At 66.2% G+C, this 18,845-nt stretch carries 20 protein-coding genes; 5 read left to right on the forward strand and 15 right to left on the reverse strand.

Annotation, left to right across the window (positions count from 1 at the left end):
* Nucleotides 1-3: 3 nt before the first annotated feature.
* The 15 genes from adhP to N6H05_RS27040 form a co-directional block, all read right to left on the reverse strand.
* Nucleotides 4-1,029, reverse strand: a complete 1,026-nt coding sequence (gene adhP, locus N6H05_RS26970; RefSeq protein WP_037569599.1) for an alcohol dehydrogenase AdhP — start codon at nucleotides 1,027-1,029, stop codon at nucleotides 4-6.
* A 26-nt stretch (nucleotides 1,030-1,055) separates the two neighbouring features.
* On the reverse strand, nucleotides 1,056-2,576 hold the full coding sequence (locus N6H05_RS26975) for an aldehyde dehydrogenase family protein (RefSeq protein WP_039335428.1): 1,521 nt from the start codon (nucleotides 2,574-2,576) through the stop codon (nucleotides 1,056-1,058).
* A 252-nt stretch (nucleotides 2,577-2,828) separates the two neighbouring features.
* Nucleotides 2,829-3,158 carry a hypothetical protein gene (locus N6H05_RS26980; RefSeq protein WP_039335426.1) on the reverse strand — a complete coding sequence of 110 codons (330 nt, stop codon included), beginning with the start codon at nucleotides 3,156-3,158 and terminating at the stop codon, nucleotides 2,829-2,831.
* Between the two features lie 147 nt (nucleotides 3,159-3,305).
* Entirely contained in the window at nucleotides 3,306-3,707 is a 402-nt protein-coding gene (locus N6H05_RS26985) for a hypothetical protein (RefSeq protein ID WP_015449265.1), read from the reverse strand.
* 318 nt (nucleotides 3,708-4,025) lie between these two features.
* Nucleotides 4,026-4,316, reverse strand: a complete 291-nt coding sequence (locus N6H05_RS26990; protein ID WP_007406388.1) for a hypothetical protein — start codon at nucleotides 4,314-4,316, stop codon at nucleotides 4,026-4,028.
* Nucleotides 4,317-4,544: 228 nt separating this feature from the next.
* Nucleotides 4,545-5,846, reverse strand: coding sequence for a glycoside hydrolase family 130 protein (locus N6H05_RS26995; RefSeq protein WP_438830636.1), 1,302 nt, complete (start codon nucleotides 5,844-5,846; stop codon nucleotides 4,545-4,547).
* A 254-nt stretch (nucleotides 5,847-6,100) separates the two neighbouring features.
* A complete protein-coding gene (locus N6H05_RS27000; RefSeq protein ID WP_015449267.1) occupies nucleotides 6,101-6,541 on the reverse strand; it encodes a four-helix bundle copper-binding protein in 441 nt (146 codons plus the stop codon).
* 14 nt (nucleotides 6,542-6,555) lie between these two features.
* Nucleotides 6,556-6,999 carry a DUF1622 domain-containing protein gene (locus tag N6H05_RS27005; RefSeq protein WP_007406411.1) on the reverse strand — a complete coding sequence of 148 codons (444 nt, stop codon included), beginning with the start codon at nucleotides 6,997-6,999 and terminating at the stop codon, nucleotides 6,556-6,558.
* Entirely contained in the window at nucleotides 6,986-7,708 is a 723-nt protein-coding gene (locus N6H05_RS27010; protein ID WP_044663288.1) for a cytochrome c3 family protein, read from the reverse strand. Before N6H05_RS27010 ends, N6H05_RS27005 begins: the two co-directional genes overlap by 14 nt.
* On the reverse strand, nucleotides 7,705-8,433 hold the full coding sequence (locus N6H05_RS27015) for a hypothetical protein (RefSeq protein ID WP_007406424.1): 729 nt from the start codon (nucleotides 8,431-8,433) through the stop codon (nucleotides 7,705-7,707). Before N6H05_RS27015 ends, N6H05_RS27010 begins: the two co-directional genes overlap by 4 nt.
* A complete protein-coding gene (locus N6H05_RS27020; RefSeq protein WP_013039106.1) occupies nucleotides 8,433-10,343 on the reverse strand; it encodes a 2Fe-2S iron-sulfur cluster-binding protein in 1,911 nt (636 codons plus the stop codon). Before N6H05_RS27020 ends, N6H05_RS27015 begins: the two co-directional genes overlap by 1 nt.
* 23 nt (nucleotides 10,344-10,366) lie before the next feature.
* Complete coding sequence (locus N6H05_RS27025) at nucleotides 10,367-10,687, reverse strand: hypothetical protein (protein WP_007406382.1); 321 nt, start codon at nucleotides 10,685-10,687, stop codon at nucleotides 10,367-10,369.
* 59 nt (nucleotides 10,688-10,746) lie between these two features.
* Nucleotides 10,747-10,968: a hypothetical protein gene (locus N6H05_RS27030; protein ID WP_007406426.1), complete on the reverse strand. Its 222-nt coding sequence runs from the start codon at nucleotides 10,966-10,968 to the stop codon at nucleotides 10,747-10,749.
* Nucleotides 10,965-11,444, reverse strand: coding sequence for a heavy metal-responsive transcriptional regulator (locus N6H05_RS27035; RefSeq protein WP_007406417.1), 480 nt, complete (start codon nucleotides 11,442-11,444; stop codon nucleotides 10,965-10,967). Before N6H05_RS27035 ends, N6H05_RS27030 begins: the two co-directional genes overlap by 4 nt.
* A gap of 140 nt (nucleotides 11,445-11,584) precedes the next feature.
* Nucleotides 11,585-11,941 (reverse strand): hypothetical protein, encoded by a 357-nt coding sequence (locus N6H05_RS27040; protein ID WP_004212653.1) that lies wholly within the window; start codon nucleotides 11,939-11,941, stop codon nucleotides 11,585-11,587.
* A gap of 243 nt (nucleotides 11,942-12,184) precedes the next feature.
* On the opposite strand from N6H05_RS27040, the gene N6H05_RS27045 reads away from it, so the two are divergent.
* The 5 genes from N6H05_RS27045 to N6H05_RS27065 all read left to right on the forward strand — a co-directional run bounded on the left by N6H05_RS27045 (nucleotide 12,185) and on the right by N6H05_RS27065 (nucleotide 18,835).
* Nucleotides 12,185-12,547: a hypothetical protein gene (locus tag N6H05_RS27045; RefSeq protein WP_007406428.1), complete on the forward strand. Its 363-nt coding sequence runs from the start codon at nucleotides 12,185-12,187 to the stop codon at nucleotides 12,545-12,547.
* A 77-nt stretch (nucleotides 12,548-12,624) separates the two neighbouring features.
* Complete coding sequence (locus tag N6H05_RS27050; RefSeq protein ID WP_007683334.1) at nucleotides 12,625-12,882, forward strand: hypothetical protein; 258 nt, start codon at nucleotides 12,625-12,627, stop codon at nucleotides 12,880-12,882.
* Between the two features lie 63 nt (nucleotides 12,883-12,945).
* Complete coding sequence (locus N6H05_RS27055) at nucleotides 12,946-14,208, forward strand: TolC family protein (protein ID WP_013039107.1); 1,263 nt, start codon at nucleotides 12,946-12,948, stop codon at nucleotides 14,206-14,208.
* Nucleotides 14,205-15,695 (forward strand): efflux RND transporter periplasmic adaptor subunit, encoded by a 1,491-nt coding sequence (locus N6H05_RS27060; RefSeq protein ID WP_007406384.1) that lies wholly within the window; start codon nucleotides 14,205-14,207, stop codon nucleotides 15,693-15,695. The genes N6H05_RS27055 and N6H05_RS27060 overlap by 4 nt, the downstream gene beginning before the upstream one ends.
* Nucleotides 15,692-18,835 carry an efflux RND transporter permease subunit gene (locus N6H05_RS27065; protein ID WP_007406408.1) on the forward strand — a complete coding sequence of 1,048 codons (3,144 nt, stop codon included), beginning with the start codon at nucleotides 15,692-15,694 and terminating at the stop codon, nucleotides 18,833-18,835. Before N6H05_RS27060 ends, N6H05_RS27065 begins: the two co-directional genes overlap by 4 nt.
* The last annotated feature ends 10 nt before the right edge of the window (nucleotides 18,836-18,845 follow it).

Here is an 18,845-nt window from a genome sequence, read left to right on the forward strand (position 1 = left end):
GCTTCAGGCGAGGTCGAGGACGATCCGGCCCTCGATGTCGCCATGATGCATGCGGGAGAAGACGTCGTTGATGTTCTCGAGCCTGTCCGCATGGACCGTGGCCTTGACCTTGCCCTCGCCGGCGAACGCCAGTGCCTCGAGCAGATCGAGCCGCGTGCCAACGATCGAGCCGCGCACGGTAATGCCGTTCAGCACGGTGTCGAAGATCGACAACGGGAAGTCGCCCGGCGGCAGGCCGTTGAGCGCGACCGTGCCGCCGCGCCGGACCATGCCGAGCGCCTGCTGGAACGCCTTGGGCGAAACGGCGGTCACCAGCGCCCCGTGCGCGCCGCCAATGGCTTTCTTGAGCGCTGCCGAAGGGTCCTCGTTGCGCGCGTTGACCGTCAGTGTGGCGCCAAGGCGTGTAGCGAGGTCGAGCTTGCTATCGTCGATGTCGACCGCGGCCACATTGAGACCCATGGCTCGGGCATATTGCACCGCCATGTGGCCGAGCCCGCCAATGCCGGAGACGACCACCCACTCGCCGGGTCGGGCCTCGGTGGCCTTCAATCCCTTGTAGACGGTGACGCCCGCGCAGAGGATCGGCGCAATGTCGAGGAAGTCGACATTGTCGGGAAGGTGACCAACATAGTTGGGATCGGCGAGGACATATTCGGCAAAGCTGCCATTGACCGAATAGCCGGTGTTCTGCTGTTCGTGGCAAAGCGTCTCCCAGCCACCCAGGCAATGCACGCAGTGCCCGCAGGCGGTGTAGAGCCAGGGCACACCGACCCGGTCGCCTTCCTTCACATGGGTGACGCCTGCACCGACGGCGGCGACATGCCCGACGCCTTCATGGCCAGGAATGAAGGGCGGGTTGGGCTTGACCGGCCAGTCTCCTTCTGCCGCGTGCAGGTCGGTATGGCACACGCCGGTTGCCGCAATCTTGACCAGGATCTGCCCGGGGCCGACCGCCGGGATCGGCGCCTCCTCGATGACCAGGGGCTTGCCGAATTCGCGGACGACCGCCGCTTTCATGGTTTTCGCCATGTCCGTTTCTCCTTTTAAGCGGGGGGTCAGAATAGGCCGAGCGCGTGCTCGTCATAGGAGACGAGCAGATTCTTGGTCTGCTGATAATGATCGAGCATCATCCGGTGGTTTTCACGCCCGAAGCCCGATGCCTTGTATCCGCCGAAGGCGGCATGGGCGGGGTACTGATGATAGCAGTTGGTCCAGACCCGCCCGGCCTCGATCGCGCGGCCGAGCCGGTAGGCGGTGTTGCCGCTCCGGGTCCAGACGCCCGCGCCAAGACCGTAGGCGGTGTCATTGGCAAGTGCGATCGCCTCCTCGACCGTCTTGAACGTGGTGACCGACAGGACGGGACCGAAGATCTCCTCCTGGAAGATGCGCATGTGGTTCTGACCCACGAACACGGTCGGCTGCACGAAATAGCCCTGGTCGAGCGCACCGCCCGGCAGCGCCCTGGCGCCACCGACCAGACACTGCGCGCCCTCGGCCTTGCCGATATCGATATAGCCCAGGATCTTGTGGAGCTGGTCCTCCGACGCCTGCGCGCCGACCTGGACCGACGGGTCGAGCGGATCGCCCTGGCGGATCGCGGCGACGCGCGCCACGGCGCGCTCGATGAAGCGGTCGAAGATCGACTCATGGATCAGGGCGCGCGACGGGCAGGTACAGACCTCGCCCTTGTTGAAGGCGAACAAAGTAAAGCCTTCGAGCGCCTTGTCGAAGAAGGCATCGTCCTCGTCGAGCACGTCCGCCATGAAGATGTTGGGCGACTTGCCGCCAAGCTCCATCGTCTGGGGGATCAGATGGTCCGCCGCGGCGTGCATGATCTGCTTGCCGGTGACGGTCTCGCCGGTGAACGAGACCTTGGCGATGCGCGGATTGGCGGCGATCGCCTGGCCAACGGTCCGTCCCGGGCCGGTAACGACATTGAGCACGCCGGGCGGCAGGATGTCGGCGGTGAGCTCGGCGAACATCAGCAAGGTGAGCGGCGTCTGGGATGCGGGTTTGATGACGGTGCAGTTGCCCGCCGCCAGCGCCGGGGCGATCTTCCACGCCGCCATCAGCAGCGGGAAGTTCCACGGGATGATCTGGCCGACGACGCCGAGCGGCTCGCGGAAATGATAGGCGATGGTGTCCGCATCGATCGTCGAGATGCCGCCTTCCTCCGCCCGGATGCAGCCGGCGAAGTAGCGGAAATGGTCGATCGCGAGCGGCACGTCGGCAGCGCGCGTCTCGCGGATCGGCTTGCCATTGTCGATCGTCTCGGCAAGTGCCAGCAACTCCAGATTGTCTTCGAGCCGGTCGGCGACGCGATTGAGAATCCTGGCGCGTTCGGCGGGCGCGATCCTTGCCCATTGATCCTTGGCGGCGTGCGCCGCATCGAGCGCGCGCTCGACATCTTCCGGCGTCGACAGCGCGAACTCTGCGATCTGGGCGCCATTGATCGGGCTCGTGTCGGCGAAATACTCGCCGCCCGCAGGAGCGCTCCAGCGGCCTCCGATGAAATTATCATAGCGGTGTCGGAAGGAGGCCGCCGCGTTAATGGTCCCGATCGCCTCCTCGAACATAACCTGACTCCATCTCTATCGATGGCCTGACGGAGTAATCTCTTTGCCCGGGTGGCCTATAAGTAAGTTCCGCAGAAGGTAGTCTGGTATCGGGGTCGCGGGCTTGAGGGTCAGACACGCCAACAGAGCCGATGACTATTCATCGACTCCTGAACGTATTCGCGCACGCCTGATCGGAATTATGCCGAGACAGGCGTTACTCGGCCGAGTCTTCTTTTGGCGAGGGCGGCGCTTGGCATTCCAATTCTGGCGTTACGCCCGGACGCACTTTAGGCTCACCCAATCGCCTTTCTGAAGCGTCCCGTCCCTCACGCGGAAATGAGCATAATGGTCGTCGAAAATCTGGTCGACTTCGACATGACCGACAAGACGGCGGTGGCGCGGCGTTGCGTGATAGACTTCGAGTATCTGCCCGATGTGCGCGCCATCGGCCTTACCCAGGCAGGCCACTGTGCCGCCCGCATCCATACGGACGATCTTGCCGCGCATGAACAAGCTATGGCCGATACCCTGTGCGAGGAGCGGCGTGCTGCCAAAGAGCAGAAAGCCAACAGCAGCACCGACGCCAAGATGTTTTCGCATCGCTGTTTCCTCTGTCAAGTCAGACGCTCGGACCCGGTTTTGAAAGCTGGGAGCACGGGGCGACGCTGGGCATCGTCAAAGAACTGGCCCGCCGCGGGGGAACGGCGGGCCCTCAGCCCCTGGGGTCTGTTCTCGGGGCTGGAAACCTCACATGTCGCTCATCGGCTTGTCGGCCATGGGCTTGGCGGTCTTCTTCTTCGCCGCCGGCTTGGCCTTCTTCATCGGCATCTTGCAGCAGCCACTCTTCGCCTTACCGGCCATGCCCGAGCCGTTCGATGCAGGCGAGCCGCCGGACATGCCGGCCATCCCCGACATGCCCTGTTGATCCTGCTGGGCCGGTTGCCCCTGCTGCTTCTGCGCGCCGGCCTGATGATCCTTCATCATCTGATCGTGCATCTGCTGCCCGCCATGATCCATGCCCTGCTGGTGGGCATGGGCCGGCGCAGCCTGCGCGGGCGCGGGCGTCGACTGGGCGAGAGCGGTGCCGGCGGCGAAGGTTAGCGTCGCGAAGAGGCTGACGGGCGCCGCGAGAAATGTCGTCTGTCGCATTGAGGGTCTCCGAGTGTTCTTCCTGTTGCCCGATCGACGTTCCGATCCCGGCAATTCCGAAGCTTCAATGCTGCTAGCGAGACGCAGTCTGTATACGTAACTTACGAATCGAAATCCGATCGGCCGTGTGCCTGCTGGAGCAGGCGCGTAAAATGATGATCCGGGATCGATCAAAAATGTGACCCGGCCTGGTTTTCTCGTCCTGAGACCGGCCAGAAAAGCGATTGGCCCGCCGTGGGAACGGCGGACCAAGGCTTCGGTTGAAAGCGGCCATGATCTTGTCCGTCAACCTTGTCGTCTGATGGAATGATGGCAGGGTCAGCAACCACCGTCCGACCTGTGTGACATGCCGGAGGCGCCGTCCTGGTCCTGCGAATCCCGCATCGCCATTCGATGGCCCTGCATCATCTGGCCGTGCATCTGCTCCTTACCGTGAGCCATGCCCTGCATGTGGGCAGGATCGGGCTGGGCAGGCGCCGGCCTGGCCTTGAGGGTCTCCTCAAGATCGGGCATGCCCGGCGGCATCCCGTCCGCCAGCACCGGTCCGGCACTGACGGCGAGGAAGCCGAGAGCTGCGAGCGAAGCGATCATTGCCGTCTTCTTGCGCAAGTATCCATTCCTTCAAGTCTGGGTTTCCCGTTCGATCGAGCATATGCCCGGTCGATTGTCGCCCCTTCCGGAGCTTGCCCGTGAAATGGTGTCACCTTCCGCCTTGCTGTATACGTAATGTGCGAAGTCCGTCTCTGAGATGGCCATAAATTATCGCACTGGCATCGTTGTTGTGCCGATGTGTAACTATGGTTCGGACTCGAGAGCAGGACAGGTCGGCAACAGTGACTAATCCATGGCGGCCAGCAGACGCTCGAGAGGAATAGTGGCAAAAGTGGTGAAGCTGTCAGCAATGGCATAAGGCAGTACCAGCACCCGATTATGTACCATCGCGCCGCAGCTGTAGGCTACGTTTGGCACATAACCTTCGCGCTCATCCATGTCCGACCGCAAAAGCGGTAGCTTCGTCCGCGCCAGCAGCTTCGAGGGATCGTCACGGTCCAGCAGGCACGCCCCGATGCAATAGTTCCGAACGGCGCCGACTCCATGAGTTACGACCAGCCAGCCTTCGTCGATCTCGATCGGCGATCCGCAATTACCGATCTGGACAAACTCCCAAGGCCAGCGAGGTTCGATGGCTTTCGCTCCGCCACTCCAGTCGTGAATGTCCGCGGACGTCAGGAACCAGATATTTTCGTTATCCTCGCGCCCAAGCATGGCAAAGTGCCCGGCAATGCGTCGGGGGAAAAGCGCCATGCCCTTGCTACCGGTGGCATCCCCACGCAGCGGTCTGAGTTCGAATGTCCGGAAGTCCGGCGTGGACAACAACTCCTGCCGGACGGACTGGCCGCTAAATGCCGTATATGTACCGAAATAGGTGGCTCGGCCATCGTCGTCCAGGAAGCGGACCAAGCGAAGGTCTTCGATGCCACCACGCTGGCTGGGGGTTGTCGGAAAGATCACGATCTCCGAGAGATCGTGGCTGCCATCGCACTTGATCCGAATGCCCGCGTCCGGCCCGTCCTCGCCGGAGATGTTTTCAGTCTCCAGCACGAGCGGCATGGGGCTCGGAGGATTGATTGCTATGGTTCCGTCCGCGGCGCAAAACCCGGTGCGAAAGGTGACGGAGGAGATATGCCCCTCGCCCACGCCTCGCAGGGAAAGAATGAATCGGAGAGAGTTTTCAGGTACAGCAGACTGATCAGGATGCAGGACGATGCTCGGATTGAAAAGCGCTGCTGCCTCATAGGAATATTCGTTGCAAAAATGGGCACCGATCAAGAGCGCCTGTTCATGGGTGACCTCGCAATCACAGACGATGATGCCATCAACCTCGTGGAACCGCCGCAAAAACAGGGACGGAACCTCACGATGCCTTCCCGAGAAATCATCAAGAATGCGTTGCAACTCATCGTGGAGCGATGCTGGGTCGAGCGCCAGGACGCGGTCGGCGATGCGCTGCGCACGTGGCTGATCCGGTACCGCATATTTATAGGTTTCCGTCGACGGCATATAGGGTCTGATCACTACCCTTGCTGGATTGGGGCGGAGCAATTCGGGTAGCCGGTTGACAAATTCGGCGGTTGACACTGACTTCTCCAATACAGATCGACCGTGGAGCGTTCACGCAATCGTAAAGATGGTGCTCGGCATTACCCGACTATCGGGTGGCGGCACGGAAGGCTCCGGCGATGGCGGGTGCGATGATTTCCGCCGTTGCCGGATACTCGGACTTTGTGCCACGTGCCATGATCGCTGTCCTGGCGTAGTTGTCGGACACACAAGCTGTGACCGGGGGCTCTGGCCTGAACGTGACTATGTGGGGCACGTGCGAAGCGCGCCGCTCAGCTCGACATGTCCGCCATCGTTCGGCAGCTCGCCGCGCATTTCTTGCAGGTGGCCGAGCAACGCGCGATCCGCTGGTCCGCGCTATGGCGTCCGCATTCCTCGGCGCAGCGCTCGCAAGCGTCGGCGCAGGCGCGGCAGACGATGCGGTGCAGGGCAGATTCCCGCAGCATCGAGTTGGCGGTCGCCTGGCACAGTTCCGCACAGTCGTTCAGCATGGCGATCAGCGACGCCGTAGCTGACGCGCCGCCTTGCTTCGTCAGCCAAGCGGCGGTTTCCAGGCACATGCGGTGCGAAGCCACGCAATCGTCGATGCAGTCCGTCATCGACATCGCCATCCCTTCCATTCGATGCTGCTGCGCCGCCGCCGGCACAGCCAGCGTTCCGGCGGCGGCAAGGCCGGCGCCGGCCATCAGCAATTCGCGTCTCTCGATCATCATGCACCTCCCATCTGCTATCCCTTGAGCGCTGTGCCGCATCCGGCGGCCTCAGCCGTCGCAGGCGACCCATCCGACGCCGCACGCGCCTTCTCCCGCGCCATCCGGGTTTCCTCCCAGGGCCAGTGGCCGTTGATCTCGACCCCGAGCGAGATGCTCAGGAAGGTCCGCACCAGCACCAGCCCGGCCAGAACGATGAGATCGTCGAGCGTTGGGTTGATCACCAGCGACTTGACGATGTCGCCGGCGACCAGAAATTCCAGGCCGAGCAGGATGCTGCGGCCGAGCGCCGAGCGGAACGCGCTATAGGCCTCGGTCCGGTCGCCCGCCCTCGCCCGCCGCGCAAACAGAAAGGTTGCGAGCCCCGCGCCGACCAGGATGGTCAGCGTGCCCGCCAGTTCCAGGCCAATCACCGCGAGCCGGAAGAAGGCGCTCAGCCAGTCGGCCTCAATGGTGATCATACCAGCCTCGCTTGCGGATATTGTTGAAGCTGTCGGTGGCGTGACAGGCATAGCATTGGTCGACGCGCGCCTTCGATCCGGCTGCGCGCTGCGAGACCATGCTGAAATGCTCCATGAAGTGACTCGGCGGCGCCTTGTGGCACTCGGCGCACTGCGTCGAATTGACCGATGGATGGCGATAATTGACGATCTTCCAGCTGTCGGTCTTGTGGCAGCTCGCGCAGTCGGTGCCGAACAGGGCCTGGTGCGGATCGCGGAACGCATGGCAGCTCGCGCAATTGAGCGCGGTCTCGGGAGTCAGGCTTCTAGTGTTTGTCGACATGCCCGCCGAAGGCTGCCGCCACTTTGCCATGTCGAGCAAGGCGGCGTGATCCATGCGGATGATGCCGCGCTCTCCCTCATGTTCGACGTGGCAGGAGGTGCACTGCGTCGCTTTCGCGTGGAACTGAGTCGACTGCTTCGTCCCGAAATCGGTGCCCGCATGGCAGGTGAGACAGGTCCGGGTTTCGACGCCCTTGCCCGGCGTGTGGCAGGCCGTGCATTGGCCGGCAAAGGACTGGTGCGCGCTCGAGAGCGGGCCGGGCGAGACGAGCTGCGCCACCAGGCCGGCATCCCTCGGCGCGTCCGATCGCATCCGGATCGCGACCGCGGCGACCATCACCAGCAGGGCTGCGATGAAGACGGCGTAGGAAAGACGCTGCCAGCTCATAGCCAGCGCAGCCCGTAATAGATCGCCGCGCCGACGTGGAGCGCGAGCAGCGCGAAGATGAGACAGCCCAGCAGGATGTGCAGGAACCGCCACCGCGCGAACAGGGTGTTGGTTGCCTCTTCGGCACGGATCGCGAATTCGGTATCGGCCAGCGCTGCGGCGATCCCCGCCTTGTCCTGGGGGCGCTGGCCCGCGGACGCATCCCCGGCGACGAACAGATAGCGCTTCCAGCCCGACAGCGGCGGGGCTGCGGTATCGGCCTGCGTCGGCGCCGCCGGCTCCTCGAGGAAGGCGGCGCGAAGCGAGGCCAGTTCTGACCTGCGTCCGCGCAGCGCCCGACCAAGCTGGGCAAGCAGGTAGCGGCCGATGAAGCCGGTGATGACCGTCATCAGCAGGAGGACGGTCAGAAGCAGGCCGACCGGGCTTTCGAGCTTGTGCGCGGCGTGGACCAGACCCAGGATCGGCGCCAGCACGCCGGCATAGATGTGGATGGCGAGCAGGGTTGGCTTGCTGACGACCCGGGAGAGCGCCTTGTCGACCCAGGCGATGTGCTTGGCCGCGACATAAGGAAGCGTCAGCAGCATCAGCACGAGCGCTGCGATCCCGATGATCCCGCCGGCCAGGCTACCCGGAAAGCGGGGCGACACATGCACGAGATAGCCGAACGGGAACAGCAGCAGGAACGCGACCAGCAGGCCCACGGCAATGTCGCTGCGTTCGCGCATCAGGCTTCGACCACGAGCGGCGTGCCCGTCCCCTTCGCCTGGCACGCGAGCACATAGCCTTGCGCCTTGTCGGCGGGCGCAAGGCCGGATTCGACCTCCATCGTCACTTCGCCCTGCAGCAGCTTGACCACGCAGGCGCCGCATGTGCCCGCACGGCATGCATAGGGGATCTCGACGCCCGCGCCCTCGGCCGCCTCCAGCACGGTCTCGTCCGCGGGCAAGGCCGCCGACACCCCCGACACGGAGAAGGTCACCGTGCTCGGCGCCACCTCGGCGCTCGGGGCCGGCTTATCCGCTGGCGGGGGCGCGGGCTTGACCTCGAGATCCTCGTGGTCGGCCGGCAGCGAGGCCGGACCGAACGCCTCGGTGTGCAGCTGCGCGTCGGGGACGCCGAGTTCCGCCAGCACGCCGCGCATCGCGCCCATCATCGCCGGCGGGCCGCACATATGGATGCGCCGGCTCGCGATCTCCGGCACCGCGGCCAGGATCATCTCGCGCGTGATCGGCCCTTCGGGGCCCATCCAGACGGTGCCGGGCGCGCGCTGCATCGCGGCGACGACATGGAGGTTGGGAAAACGGCGTTCGAGCCGCTCGAGCTCGTCGCGGAACACGAATTCCTCGGTCGACCGTGCGCCGTAGAAGAAGAAGATATCACCCTTCCACGCGGTGTCGGTGAGATAGCGCAGCACCGACATCATCGGGGTGATGCCGACCCCGCCCGCGATCAGCACGATGCTCTGGGCATCCGTTCCCGTGAAGGTGAAGGCGCCGAACGGTCCGCTGACCTTCAGCAGATCGTCGGCGACGACCTTGTCGTGCAGGTATCGCGAGACCACGCCCTGCTCCTCGCGCTTGACCGTCAGTTCGACATAGGCCCGCTGGGTCGGCGAAGAGGCGATCGTGTAGGAACGGCGCGCGGTCTTGCCCGCTTCGGGCTCTACCTCGACCTGCAGGAACTGGCCCGGCAGGAAGTCGAACGGCAGCCGGTCGGCGGTCGGGTCCGCGAGCCGGAAGGTCAGCACGCTCGGCGTCTCTCGCACGATCTGGACCACGCGCAGCTGCCCCGCCCAGCTTTTGGGCTTGCGCAGCGACGCCCCAGCGGGTGCGGCCGCATTGCTCGGCGCGAGCCCGGCGCTGTCGGCAACGGGTGCAGGCGCGGGCGCAACCCTGGTAGCGGGAGGGGCAGCCTTCGGCTCCGGCTTTGCTGGAACCTTGGCGGTGGCGACACCGCCGGCGATCGCCCCGATCCGCCGCAGGCGGAAGATCTGCAGCGCGATAAGCGTGGCGCTCACCAGCCCCAGGAACAGCATGAGAAGGAGGTGCGAGGGCGAGATGCCGAACCAGTGATCGGCATGGCCGGGCGCGGCCTGGTCGATGTCGAGCTGATCGCGCAGCCAGGCAAGCCCGACCTCCCGGGGCGGCTGCAAGCCCCCGATCGCGCCCTGCGCGGCGGTGCCGGAGCGGAACAGGTCGGTTCCCTCGCGCAGGCGCCGCGCCGCATCGAGCCGGGCCGAGACCGTGGTCGCACGCGCGCCGTCGGCCGAGGCGGCGTTGATCATCGCCAGACCCGTGCTTACCCGTTCGCCGGCCTGCGCAGCGACCCGCTGCCTTGCCGCTTCGTCAAGCGCGGGAAAGGCGAGCAGCTGCGAGATGAAGCCGGTCCGGCGCGATTCGTGGCCGTGCTCATTCTCCCCTTCCCCATTGATCATGCGATCCATCATGGGGTTCATCATCTTCGCCATGTCCGACGACCCCGGCTCTGCCGGTGCGGACATGCCCCCGCCGGCCGGCATGCCTGCGCCATGATGCGCGGCATGATCCTCGCCCTCCTGCGCGCCCGCGCTCGCGGACAGGCTGAGAGCGATTGCGCAGCCGAGGCTCAAGCGTCGAAGGCTGATCCGCCTGGACATCCTCATCCCCTTAGTGTGCGAGCCTACATATCCTTCATCGGCATCGCCGCATTGCCCGGCGCGGGATCGGGTGCCGGCGCGGTCTGGTTGCCGGCCCCGGCGCGCATCGCGTCATGGTCCATCGCCTGACGGTGATGCCGCTCCATCTCGGCCTGGTTGCTCATCGCGTCCATCGGCGCCGCGTCTGCAGCGTTGCCGCTGTCGGTCAGGACCGGGGTGGCGGCGACGCTGTTCGCCGCGGGCGGCACCGTCTGGTCGGCCTGGCGGTCGCAGCCCGAAAGCGCGAGCGCCAGCAACAGGCTTCCGCCGACAAGTGGAAGGGCTTTCTTCGCATGGTCGATCATGGCTTTGCTCCTTGGCTTGAAAACTGTGTCCGGGCGCCATCCCTGGCGTCCGGACCGGCTCATTGCGCGCTGCGCAGAATCCGGAGACACCGGTCGTGCGAGAGGTTCATCGGGTTGCGCCCCTGCCCCTTCATCTCGCCATGATCATGCGGCGTCTGGAGACCCATATTGCCCTCCATCGCCCGGCAACTCTCGACCTGCGCCGAGGTCGGCCGCGTGGTCACACAGGCGCCTAGAAGCAGCGCCGGCGTGAGGACGGCGATCAAACGCATTTTCTTCATGACAAAACCCCTTTCGCTCGTGGTGATCGTTCGTCCTGCGCTGCCTGATGTTTCTTGTTATGCTGCTGGTCTTTCCGCCGCGCCGTCAGGAAGGCGAGGATCGGGCAATCGGAGACCGGCACTTCGCCCGGGCATTCGTCGGCGAGCATCCGCAGCATGTCGCGGATATCCGACAGGCGCTCGAGCCGGGCTTCGGCGTCCGCGATCTTGGCAAGCGTGATATCGAGCACGGCCTGGGCATGCGCGGTGTCCGACGCCCTGAGTGCCAGCAGCTGCCGGGCCTGTTCGAGTGTGAAACCAAGCTCCTGCGCCGAGCGGATGAAATTGACGCGCTCGAGGTCGGTCGCGTCGTAGAGCCTGTAGCCCGCTGCCGTGCGCGCGGGCTCGCGCAGCAGGCCCATCCGCTCATAATAGCGGATCGTATCCCGCCCCACGCCTGCGGCCGCGGCCAGTTCGCCGATCTTGAAATTGCCCATGTCATCCGCTCGATCATGCCGGTTGGACCATGGTCCAGGGTCAAGCGGTTTCGCTTTGACCCCGAACGGTCTCCTCGTCGCCGGCGGCCCGCTGCCCCGACGCGTCGCAGGGCAGCCCGTGCCGCCGGGCCACCGGCTTGTCAGTTCTTGCGAAGCTCGACGATGTCGTGCCTGGCAGGCGTGCCGTCGGCGACGGACACGTGCGCGAAGTGATCGTCAAAGATATGGTCGATCGTCACATGGCCGACGAGCTGGCGGTGATAGGTCGGCGCCACGCCCTTGGACGGACCCGGATGGGTCACGACGCGATAGACCTCGAGCTTCTGGCCGACCTCGGCGCCATCGGCCTTGCCGATGCAGACGACCGTGCCGTTGCTGCCCGTGTCGACGATCGAGCCGCGCATGAACAGGCTGTGCCCGATGCCCTGGGCCATAGCGGGGACGGCAGCAAGCATCGAAATGCCGGCAAGCGCGACCATGAGAGTTTTTCTGACCATATTCACCTCCTTGGATGGTAAGCCACCGCCCGGACTTTGCCGAGGGGAAGAGCGTCTCTTCAGGCTTGGGACTACGGTCCCGGGTCCAGCCTCGATATACGTAGAGGCCGCAGCCGATCTTCTTCCCCGGGCCGGATCTTTATTGACGCGGAGTTGACGGAATCAGCCGTCAGCACTTCAAAATCCGCGCGGCGCGAGACTTTGGTTGGCTGCGCCCGCGAAACCCGCTAGATATCGAGGCCCGTGAAACGCCTGCTCGCCCTCCTGCTCGTCATCGGAGCGCTGTCCGGTCTCTTCGGAGCCCAGATGGCGGCCGCGCACAGCGTGCCGCAGGCGGCAGGCGCGCCGCTGGCCAAGGGCATGGATGCGGACTGCATGGCGATGATGGCCAAGCAGCAGCCTGCGCCCAGCGAAAAGCCCTGCAAGGGCCTGACGCTCGATTGCATCGCCGCGATGGGGTGCGTGATCCCGCTGGTCGCAGCGGACCTGGCAGGCGGCGTTGCGCCTGCGCGTCTCTACGACGCGCCCAGCTTCTGGACGACCGACACGATATTGACCGGCAAGGCGGTTGCGCCCGAGCCGGATCCTCCCACCAGCCTTGCCTGATTGAACGAGCACGGGCTGCGCGCATCGATCGATGCGTGCGCGCCCGGTTTCCTTCTTTTCAGTCAAAGGTTTTCGTGATGATCAAACTGCTTCCGGCCGCCCTTGTGGCGGCCCTCAGTCTCGCCGCGCCTGCGCTTGCAACCGACGCGAGCCGCACGCCGCAAGGCCATTGGGAATGGCGGTCGGCGCCGCAATATGGTCCGCGGGCGACTGGCCCTGCGCGTGTCCGCATATGGGTGCCCGACAGCCGGGACATGGCCAGCTGCGATTGCGCGATGATGCAGGCAAGCGCCGCCGACTGCATGCGCGGCGCAGTCAGGTCGGACAAGGGCTAAACCCGCTCCGGAGCGGCGCGTCACATCTTGGCGCGCCGCCTCTGTCATGAGGGGATGATATCCATGATCATGATGCCGAGGCGCGCTGTGCGACGCCTGTTGCTCTCTATCGGTGCGACGCTTGCGAGCGCCTGGGCCGTGCCGGTGTCGGCCGGCCCGCTCACCTACGAGCAGGCAGTGAGGCTCGCTGCCGCCAACGCGCCAAGCCTCAAGGCGCGCGCGGCGGCGACAGCCGGCGCCCGCTCTTCGGCGGTCGCGGCCGATCGCCTGCCCGATCCGACGCTCGACCTGGGCCTGCAGAACTTCCCGGTGAGCGGCCCCAATGCCGGCAGCTTCACGCGCGACGATTTCACTATGGCGACGATCGGGTTCAGCCAGACCTTCCCCAATCTCGCCAAGCGCCATGCACGCGCCGCGCGCGCCGCGGCCGATATCGGTATCGCCGAGGCGGGCGAGCTGGTCGAAGGCCGCAACGTGCGGCTCGAGACCGCCCTCGCCTGGGTCGATCTCTATTATGGAGAACGCCGGCTCCGGCAGCTCGACCTGCTCGATGCCAGCCTCGACGACCTGCAGAAGACCGTGACCGCACGCCTGGCGTCGGGCAGCGCGCGCCCGAGCCAGGCGCTCGAGCCCGACCAGCTCCGCGCCGCCATCGCCGATCGCCGCGCCGAGATGGCTGCGGTGGTGGCGCAGGCGCGGGCCCGGCTCGCGCGCTATACCGGCGACCCCGACCCGCAGGCGACGGGCGACCCGCCGATGCTCGATGTCGATCCGATCCGGCTGCGGGCCGGGATCGATGCGCTTCCCGCCCTGCGCGCGCAGGACGCGCGGATCGCAGTCGCCGAAGCGGACGTGCGTCTCGCGCGCGCCGACAAGCGCCCCGACTGGAAGGTCGGCGTCACCTATGGCCGGCGCGATCCCATGTACGGCGACATGGCCTCGGTCGGCGTGTCGATCGACCTGCCGCTGTTCGCCGGCAAGCGCCAGAACCCCAGGATCGCTGCAAGCGAGAGCCTTGCGCAAGGGGGTCGGTTCGACCGCGAGGCGATCCGCCGCGAGCTGGTGGCGCAGCTCGACGCCGATCTCGCAGACCATGCCATGCATCTCTCCCGGTTGCGCAATGCCCGCGAGACGCTGGTGCCACTCGCCAGGCACCGCGCCGAGCTCGACCGCGACAGCTATGGCGCCGGCAAGCTCGACCTTGGCGCCGCGCTGCTCACGACGCTCGGGCTCGCGGAGGCCGAGGTCGAGGCGCTCAACCGCGAAGCCGACGTCGCGCGCGACGCGGTCCGCATCACTATCACCTATGGGGAGGAGCGGCCATGACGCTCGATAAATCCGCGCTGCGCTGGGGCGCATCGATCCTGGCTGTCGCGCTGCTGGCCGGCGGCACAGGCTATTGGGCTGGCCATCGCCAGGCACCGCAATCGGAGGCGACCACGCCCGCCGGGGCAGGCAAAGTCCTTTACTGGTACGATCCGATGTTCCCCAACCAGAAGTTCGACAAGCCCGGCAAGTCGCCCTTCATGGATATGCAGCTCGTGCCGCGATACGCGGACGGAGGAAGCGCCGGCGCGGCCCCCACGGTCGCCGTCGATCCCGCCGCGCGGCAGAGCCTGGGATTGCGGGTCGTCGCGGCGAAGATGGGCAGCCTTGCCTCGGCCCTCGAGGTCACCGGCACGATCGACTTCAACCAGCGCGACGTCGCCGTCATCCAGGCGCGTTCGGGCGGGTTCGTGAGCCGCGTCTATGCGCGAGCGCCCGGGGACGTGGTCCGCGCCGGCGCGCCGATCGCGGACCTGCTCCTGCCCGAATGGGGCGGCGCGCAGACCGAATATCTGAGCGTCAGGCGGCTCGGCAAGCCCGACCTCACCGCGGCCGCGCGCCAGCGACTGCGGCTGATGGGCATGTCCGACGGCCTCATCGCCAGCGTCGAGCGGAGCGGACGCCCGAACGGCGTGGTGACGATCACGACGCCGATCTCGGGCACGATCCAGACGCTCGACGCCCGTGCCGGCGTGACGCTCGCCATGGGCCAGACGCTCGCCCAGGTAAGCGGGCTCGGCACCGTCTGGCTCAATGCCGCGGTGCCCGAAGCGCGCGCGGGCGATGTCCGGGTCGGCCAGAATGCCAGCACCACGCTGGCGGGCTTCCCCGGCGAGCGCTTCGCCGGCCGGGTGATCGCGATCCTGCCGACCACGCAGGCCGACAGCCGCACGCTCACCGTGCGGATCGAGCTGCCCAACCGGGACGGCCGGTTGCGGCCGGGCATGTTCGCCAGCGTCGCGCTTGGCGGCGATGCCAAGCCGGCGCTGCTGGTGCCGAGCGAAGCGGTGATCCGCACGGGCAGGCGCACGCTCGTCATGCTGGCCGCAGGCGACGGGCGCTATCATCCCGCCGAGGTCCGCATCGGCCGCGAGGCAGGCGGCGAGACCGAGATCCTTGCCGGCCTGTCGCCCGGCGAGAACGTCGTCGTCTCGGGGCAGTTCCTGATCGATTCCGAGGCGAGCCTGTCGGGAATCGAGGCGCGGCCGATCGGCGGCGGTGCGGCATCGGCGACCATCGCCGCGCCGGCGTCGAAAGCCACGCTGTACGAGACGACGGGCAAGATCGAGCGGATCACGGCCAATTCGGTGACGCTCAGCCACGAGCCCGTTCCCGCGCTCGACTGGCCGGCGATGACGATGACCTTCGCGCTCGCCAATCCGGGCATCGCGCGCGGCTTCAAGGCGGGTGACCGGGTCCGGTTCGGGTTCGACCGGCCCCCGGCGGGACCGACGCTGCGGCATATGGCGAAGGTGGCGGGCCAGTGATCGCCCATCTCATCCGCTGGTCGGTGAGGAACCGCTTCTTCGTCGTGCTCGGCATGCTCGCGCTGGTCGGCGCGGGCCTGTGGGCGGTGCGCTCGACCCCGATCGACGCGCTGCCCGATCTTTCCGACGTGCAGGTCGTGATCCGCACTTCCTATCCGGGTCAGGCGCCGCAGATCGTCGAGAACCAGATCACCTATCCGCTCACCACCACCATGCTGTCGGTGCCCGGCGCCAAGACGGTGCGCGGCTATAGCTTCTTCGGCGACAGCTTCGTCTATGTGATCTTCGAGGACGGCACCGATCTCTACTGGGCGCGCAGCCGCGTGCTCGAATATCTCAACCAGGTCCAGGGTCGGTTGCCGGCCAGCGCCCGCAGCGCGCTCGGGCCGGACGCGACCGGGGTCGGCTGGGTCTATGAATATGCGCTGGTCGACCGCACCGGCCGGCACGATCTCTCGCAGCTTCGCGGGTTGCAGGACTGGTTCCTGCGCTACGAGCTGAAGACCGTGACCGGCGTGGCCGAAGTCGCCAGCATCGGCGGCATGGTCAAGCAGTACCAGGTGCTGCTCGATCCGGTGAAGCTCGCGGCCTACGGCGTAACCCACGCCCAGGCAGTGCAGGCGATCAGCCAAGCCAATCAGGAAGCCGGCGGCTCGGTGCTGGAAATGGCCGAGGCCGAATATATGGTCCGCGCCTCGGGCTATCTGAAAACGCTCGACGATTTCCGGGCAATCCCGCTCAAGACTGCGGCGGGCGGCGTGCCCGTCCGGCTCGGCGATGTCGCCACGATCCAGGTCGGCCCCGAGATGCGGCGCGGCATCGCCGAACTGAACGGCGAAGGCGAGGTCGCCGGCGGCGTCGTTATTCTTCGGTCAGGCAAGAACGCCCGTGAGACCATCGCGGCGGTCAAGGACAAGCTCGCCGATCTCAGGAAAAGCCTGCCGCCGGGCGTCGAGGTGGTCACGGTCTATGACCGCTCGCAGCTGATCGATCGCGCGGTCGAGAACCTCACCCGCAAGCTGGTCGAGGAGTTCATCGTCGTCGCATTGGTCTGCGCCCTGTTCCTCTGGCACGTCCGCTCGGCGCTGGTCGCGATCCTGACCTTGCCGCTCGGTGTGCTGGCCGCGTTCGTCGTAATGCGGTTCCAGGGGGTGAACGCCAACATCATGTCGCTGGGCGGCATCGCCATCGCCATCGGCGCGATGGTGGATGCGGCGGTCGTCATGATCGAGAACGCCCACAAGAGGATCGAACGCTGGGAGCAGGATCACCCGGACAGACATCTCGATGGCGAGATGCGCTGGATCGTCGTCACCGAGGCGGCGGCCGAGGTCGGGCCGGCGCTGTTCTTCAGCCTGCTGATCATCACGCTGTCGTTCATTCCGGTCTTCACCCTGGAGGCGCAGGAAGGCCGGCTGTTCGCGCCGCTCGCCTTCACCAAGACCTATGCGATGGGCGCGGCCGCGATCCTGTCGGTGACCCTGGTGCCGATCCTGATGGGCTGGCTGATCCGGGGCCGCATTCCGGCCGAGCAGGCCAATCCGGTCAATCGCTGGCTCACCAATATCTACCGGCCCGCGATCGACTGGACGATGAAGCGGCCCAAGGCAGTGCTGCTGATCGCGGCTCTGGTGTTCGCCACCACGGCCTGGCCGCTCAGCCGGCTCGGCGGCGAGTTCATGCCCAATCTCGACGAGGGCGACCTGCTCTACATGCCCTCGGCGCTGCCGGGCCTCTCGGCCGCCAAGGCGAGTGAGCTGCTCCAGCAGACCGACCGCCTGATCAAGACCGTGCCCGAAGTCGAAAGCGTGTTCGGCAAGGCCGGCCGCGCCGAGACCGCGACCGATCCCGCGCCGCTCGAAATGTTCGAGACGACGATCCAATTCAAGCCCCGCGACCAGTGGCGGTCGGGCATGACGCCCGAACGCCTTGTCGACGAGCTCGATCGCCGGGTGAAGCTTCCGGGTCTCGCCAATATCTGGGTGCCGCCGATCCGCAACCGCATCGACATGCTCGCGACGGGCATCAAGAGCCCGATCGGGGTCAAGGTGTCGGGCAGTGACCTCGCCGAGCTCGACCGCATCGCGCATGATGTCGAGACCGTGGCCAGGAGCGTGCCCGGCGTCAGCTCGGCGCTCGCCGAGCGGCTGACCGGCGGACGCTATGTCGATGTCGACATAGACCGCGCCGCCGCCGCGCGGTTCGGGCTCAACATCGCCGACGTCCAGGCCATCGTCTCCGGCGCGATCGGCGGCGAGACGATCGGCGAGACGGTCGAGGGCCTCGCCCGCTATCCGATCAGCGTGCGCTATCCGCGCGAATTGCGCGACAGCCTCGAAAGGCTGCGGGCGCTACCGATCCTGACGCCCGCGGGCCAGCAGATCACCTTGGGCACCGTGGCAAACGTCTCGATCGCCGAGGGACCGCCGATGCTCAAGACCGAGAATGCCCGGCCTTCGACCTGGGTCTACGTCGATGTGCGCGGGCGCGATCTTGCCTCGGTGGTCGGCGATCTGCAGCGTGCGGTGGCGAAACAGGTCAGGCTCTCGCCTGGGGTCAGCATCGCTTACTCTGGCCAGTTCGAATATCTCGAGCGCGCGGTCGACCGCTTGAAGCTGGTCGTGCCCGCGACGCTGCTGATCATCTTCGTGCTGCTCTACCTCATCTTCGGCCGCTTCGACGAGGCGGCGCTGATCATGGGGACGCTGCCGTTTGCGCTGACCGGCGGCATCTGGACGCTTTATCTGCTGGGGTTCAACCAGTCGATCGCCACCGGGGTCGGGTTCATCGCGCTCGCCGGCGTCTCCGCCGAGTTCGGGGTGGTGATGCTGATCTATCTCAAGAACGCGCTGGCCGAGCGCGGCGCACATCCGGACGCTGCCGAGGTCGAGGCCGCCGTGCGCGAAGGCGCGCTGCTGCGCGTCCGTCCCAAGGCGATGACGGTGGCGGTGATCCTGGCCGGCCTGCTGCCGATCCTGCTGGGATCAGGCGCGGGTTCGGAGGTCATGAGCCGGATTGCCGCGCCGATGATCGGCGGCATGCTGACCGCGCCCTTGCTCTCAATGTTCGTCCTGCCCGCCGCCTACCTGCTGTTGCGCCGGCCCAAGACCGATCCCATCCCTCAACCCGTTTCATCATGAAGGAGAAGAC

The sequence above is a fragment of the Sphingobium sp. WTD-1 genome, assembly GCF_030128825.1.
Lineage (GTDB): Bacteria > Pseudomonadota > Alphaproteobacteria > Sphingomonadales > Sphingomonadaceae > Sphingobium.

What these genes read in the sequence shown, in the direction of transcription:
- adhP (WP_037569599.1), bottom strand. Translation starts at nt 1,029, where the DNA reads ATGGCGAAAACCATGAAAGCGGCGGTCGTCCGCGAATTCGGCAAGCCC.
- N6H05_RS26975 (WP_039335428.1), bottom strand. Translation starts at nt 2,576, where the DNA reads ATGTTCGAGGAGGCGATCGGGACCATTAACGCGGCGGCCTCCTTCCGA.
- N6H05_RS26980 (WP_039335426.1), bottom strand. Translation starts at nt 3,158, where the DNA reads ATGCGAAAACATCTTGGCGTCGGTGCTGCTGTTGGCTTTCTGCTCTTT.
- N6H05_RS26985 (WP_015449265.1), bottom strand. Translation starts at nt 3,707, where the DNA reads ATGCGACAGACGACATTTCTCGCGGCGCCCGTCAGCCTCTTCGCGACG.
- N6H05_RS27000 (WP_015449267.1), bottom strand. Translation starts at nt 6,541, where the DNA reads ATGATGATCGAGAGACGCGAATTGCTGATGGCCGGCGCCGGCCTTGCC.
- N6H05_RS27005 (WP_007406411.1), bottom strand. Translation starts at nt 6,999, where the DNA reads ATGATCACCATTGAGGCCGACTGGCTGAGCGCCTTCTTCCGGCTCGCG.
- N6H05_RS27010 (WP_044663288.1), bottom strand. Translation starts at nt 7,708, where the DNA reads ATGAGCTGGCAGCGTCTTTCCTACGCCGTCTTCATCGCAGCCCTGCTG.
- N6H05_RS27015 (WP_007406424.1), bottom strand. Translation starts at nt 8,433, where the DNA reads ATGCGCGAACGCAGCGACATTGCCGTGGGCCTGCTGGTCGCGTTCCTG.
- N6H05_RS27020 (WP_013039106.1), bottom strand. Translation starts at nt 10,343, where the DNA reads ATGTCCAGGCGGATCAGCCTTCGACGCTTGAGCCTCGGCTGCGCAATC.
- N6H05_RS27025 (WP_007406382.1), bottom strand. Translation starts at nt 10,687, where the DNA reads ATGATCGACCATGCGAAGAAAGCCCTTCCACTTGTCGGCGGAAGCCTG.
- N6H05_RS27030 (WP_007406426.1), bottom strand. Translation starts at nt 10,968, where the DNA reads ATGAAGAAAATGCGTTTGATCGCCGTCCTCACGCCGGCGCTGCTTCTA.
- N6H05_RS27035 (WP_007406417.1), bottom strand. Translation starts at nt 11,444, where the DNA reads ATGGGCAATTTCAAGATCGGCGAACTGGCCGCGGCCGCAGGCGTGGGG.
- N6H05_RS27040 (WP_004212653.1), bottom strand. Translation starts at nt 11,941, where the DNA reads ATGGTCAGAAAAACTCTCATGGTCGCGCTTGCCGGCATTTCGATGCTT.
- N6H05_RS27050 (WP_007683334.1), top strand. Translation starts at nt 12,625, where the DNA reads ATGATCAAACTGCTTCCGGCCGCCCTTGTGGCGGCCCTCAGTCTCGCC.
- N6H05_RS27055 (WP_013039107.1), top strand. Translation starts at nt 12,946, where the DNA reads ATGATCATGATGCCGAGGCGCGCTGTGCGACGCCTGTTGCTCTCTATC.
- N6H05_RS27060 (WP_007406384.1), top strand. Translation starts at nt 14,205, where the DNA reads ATGACGCTCGATAAATCCGCGCTGCGCTGGGGCGCATCGATCCTGGCT.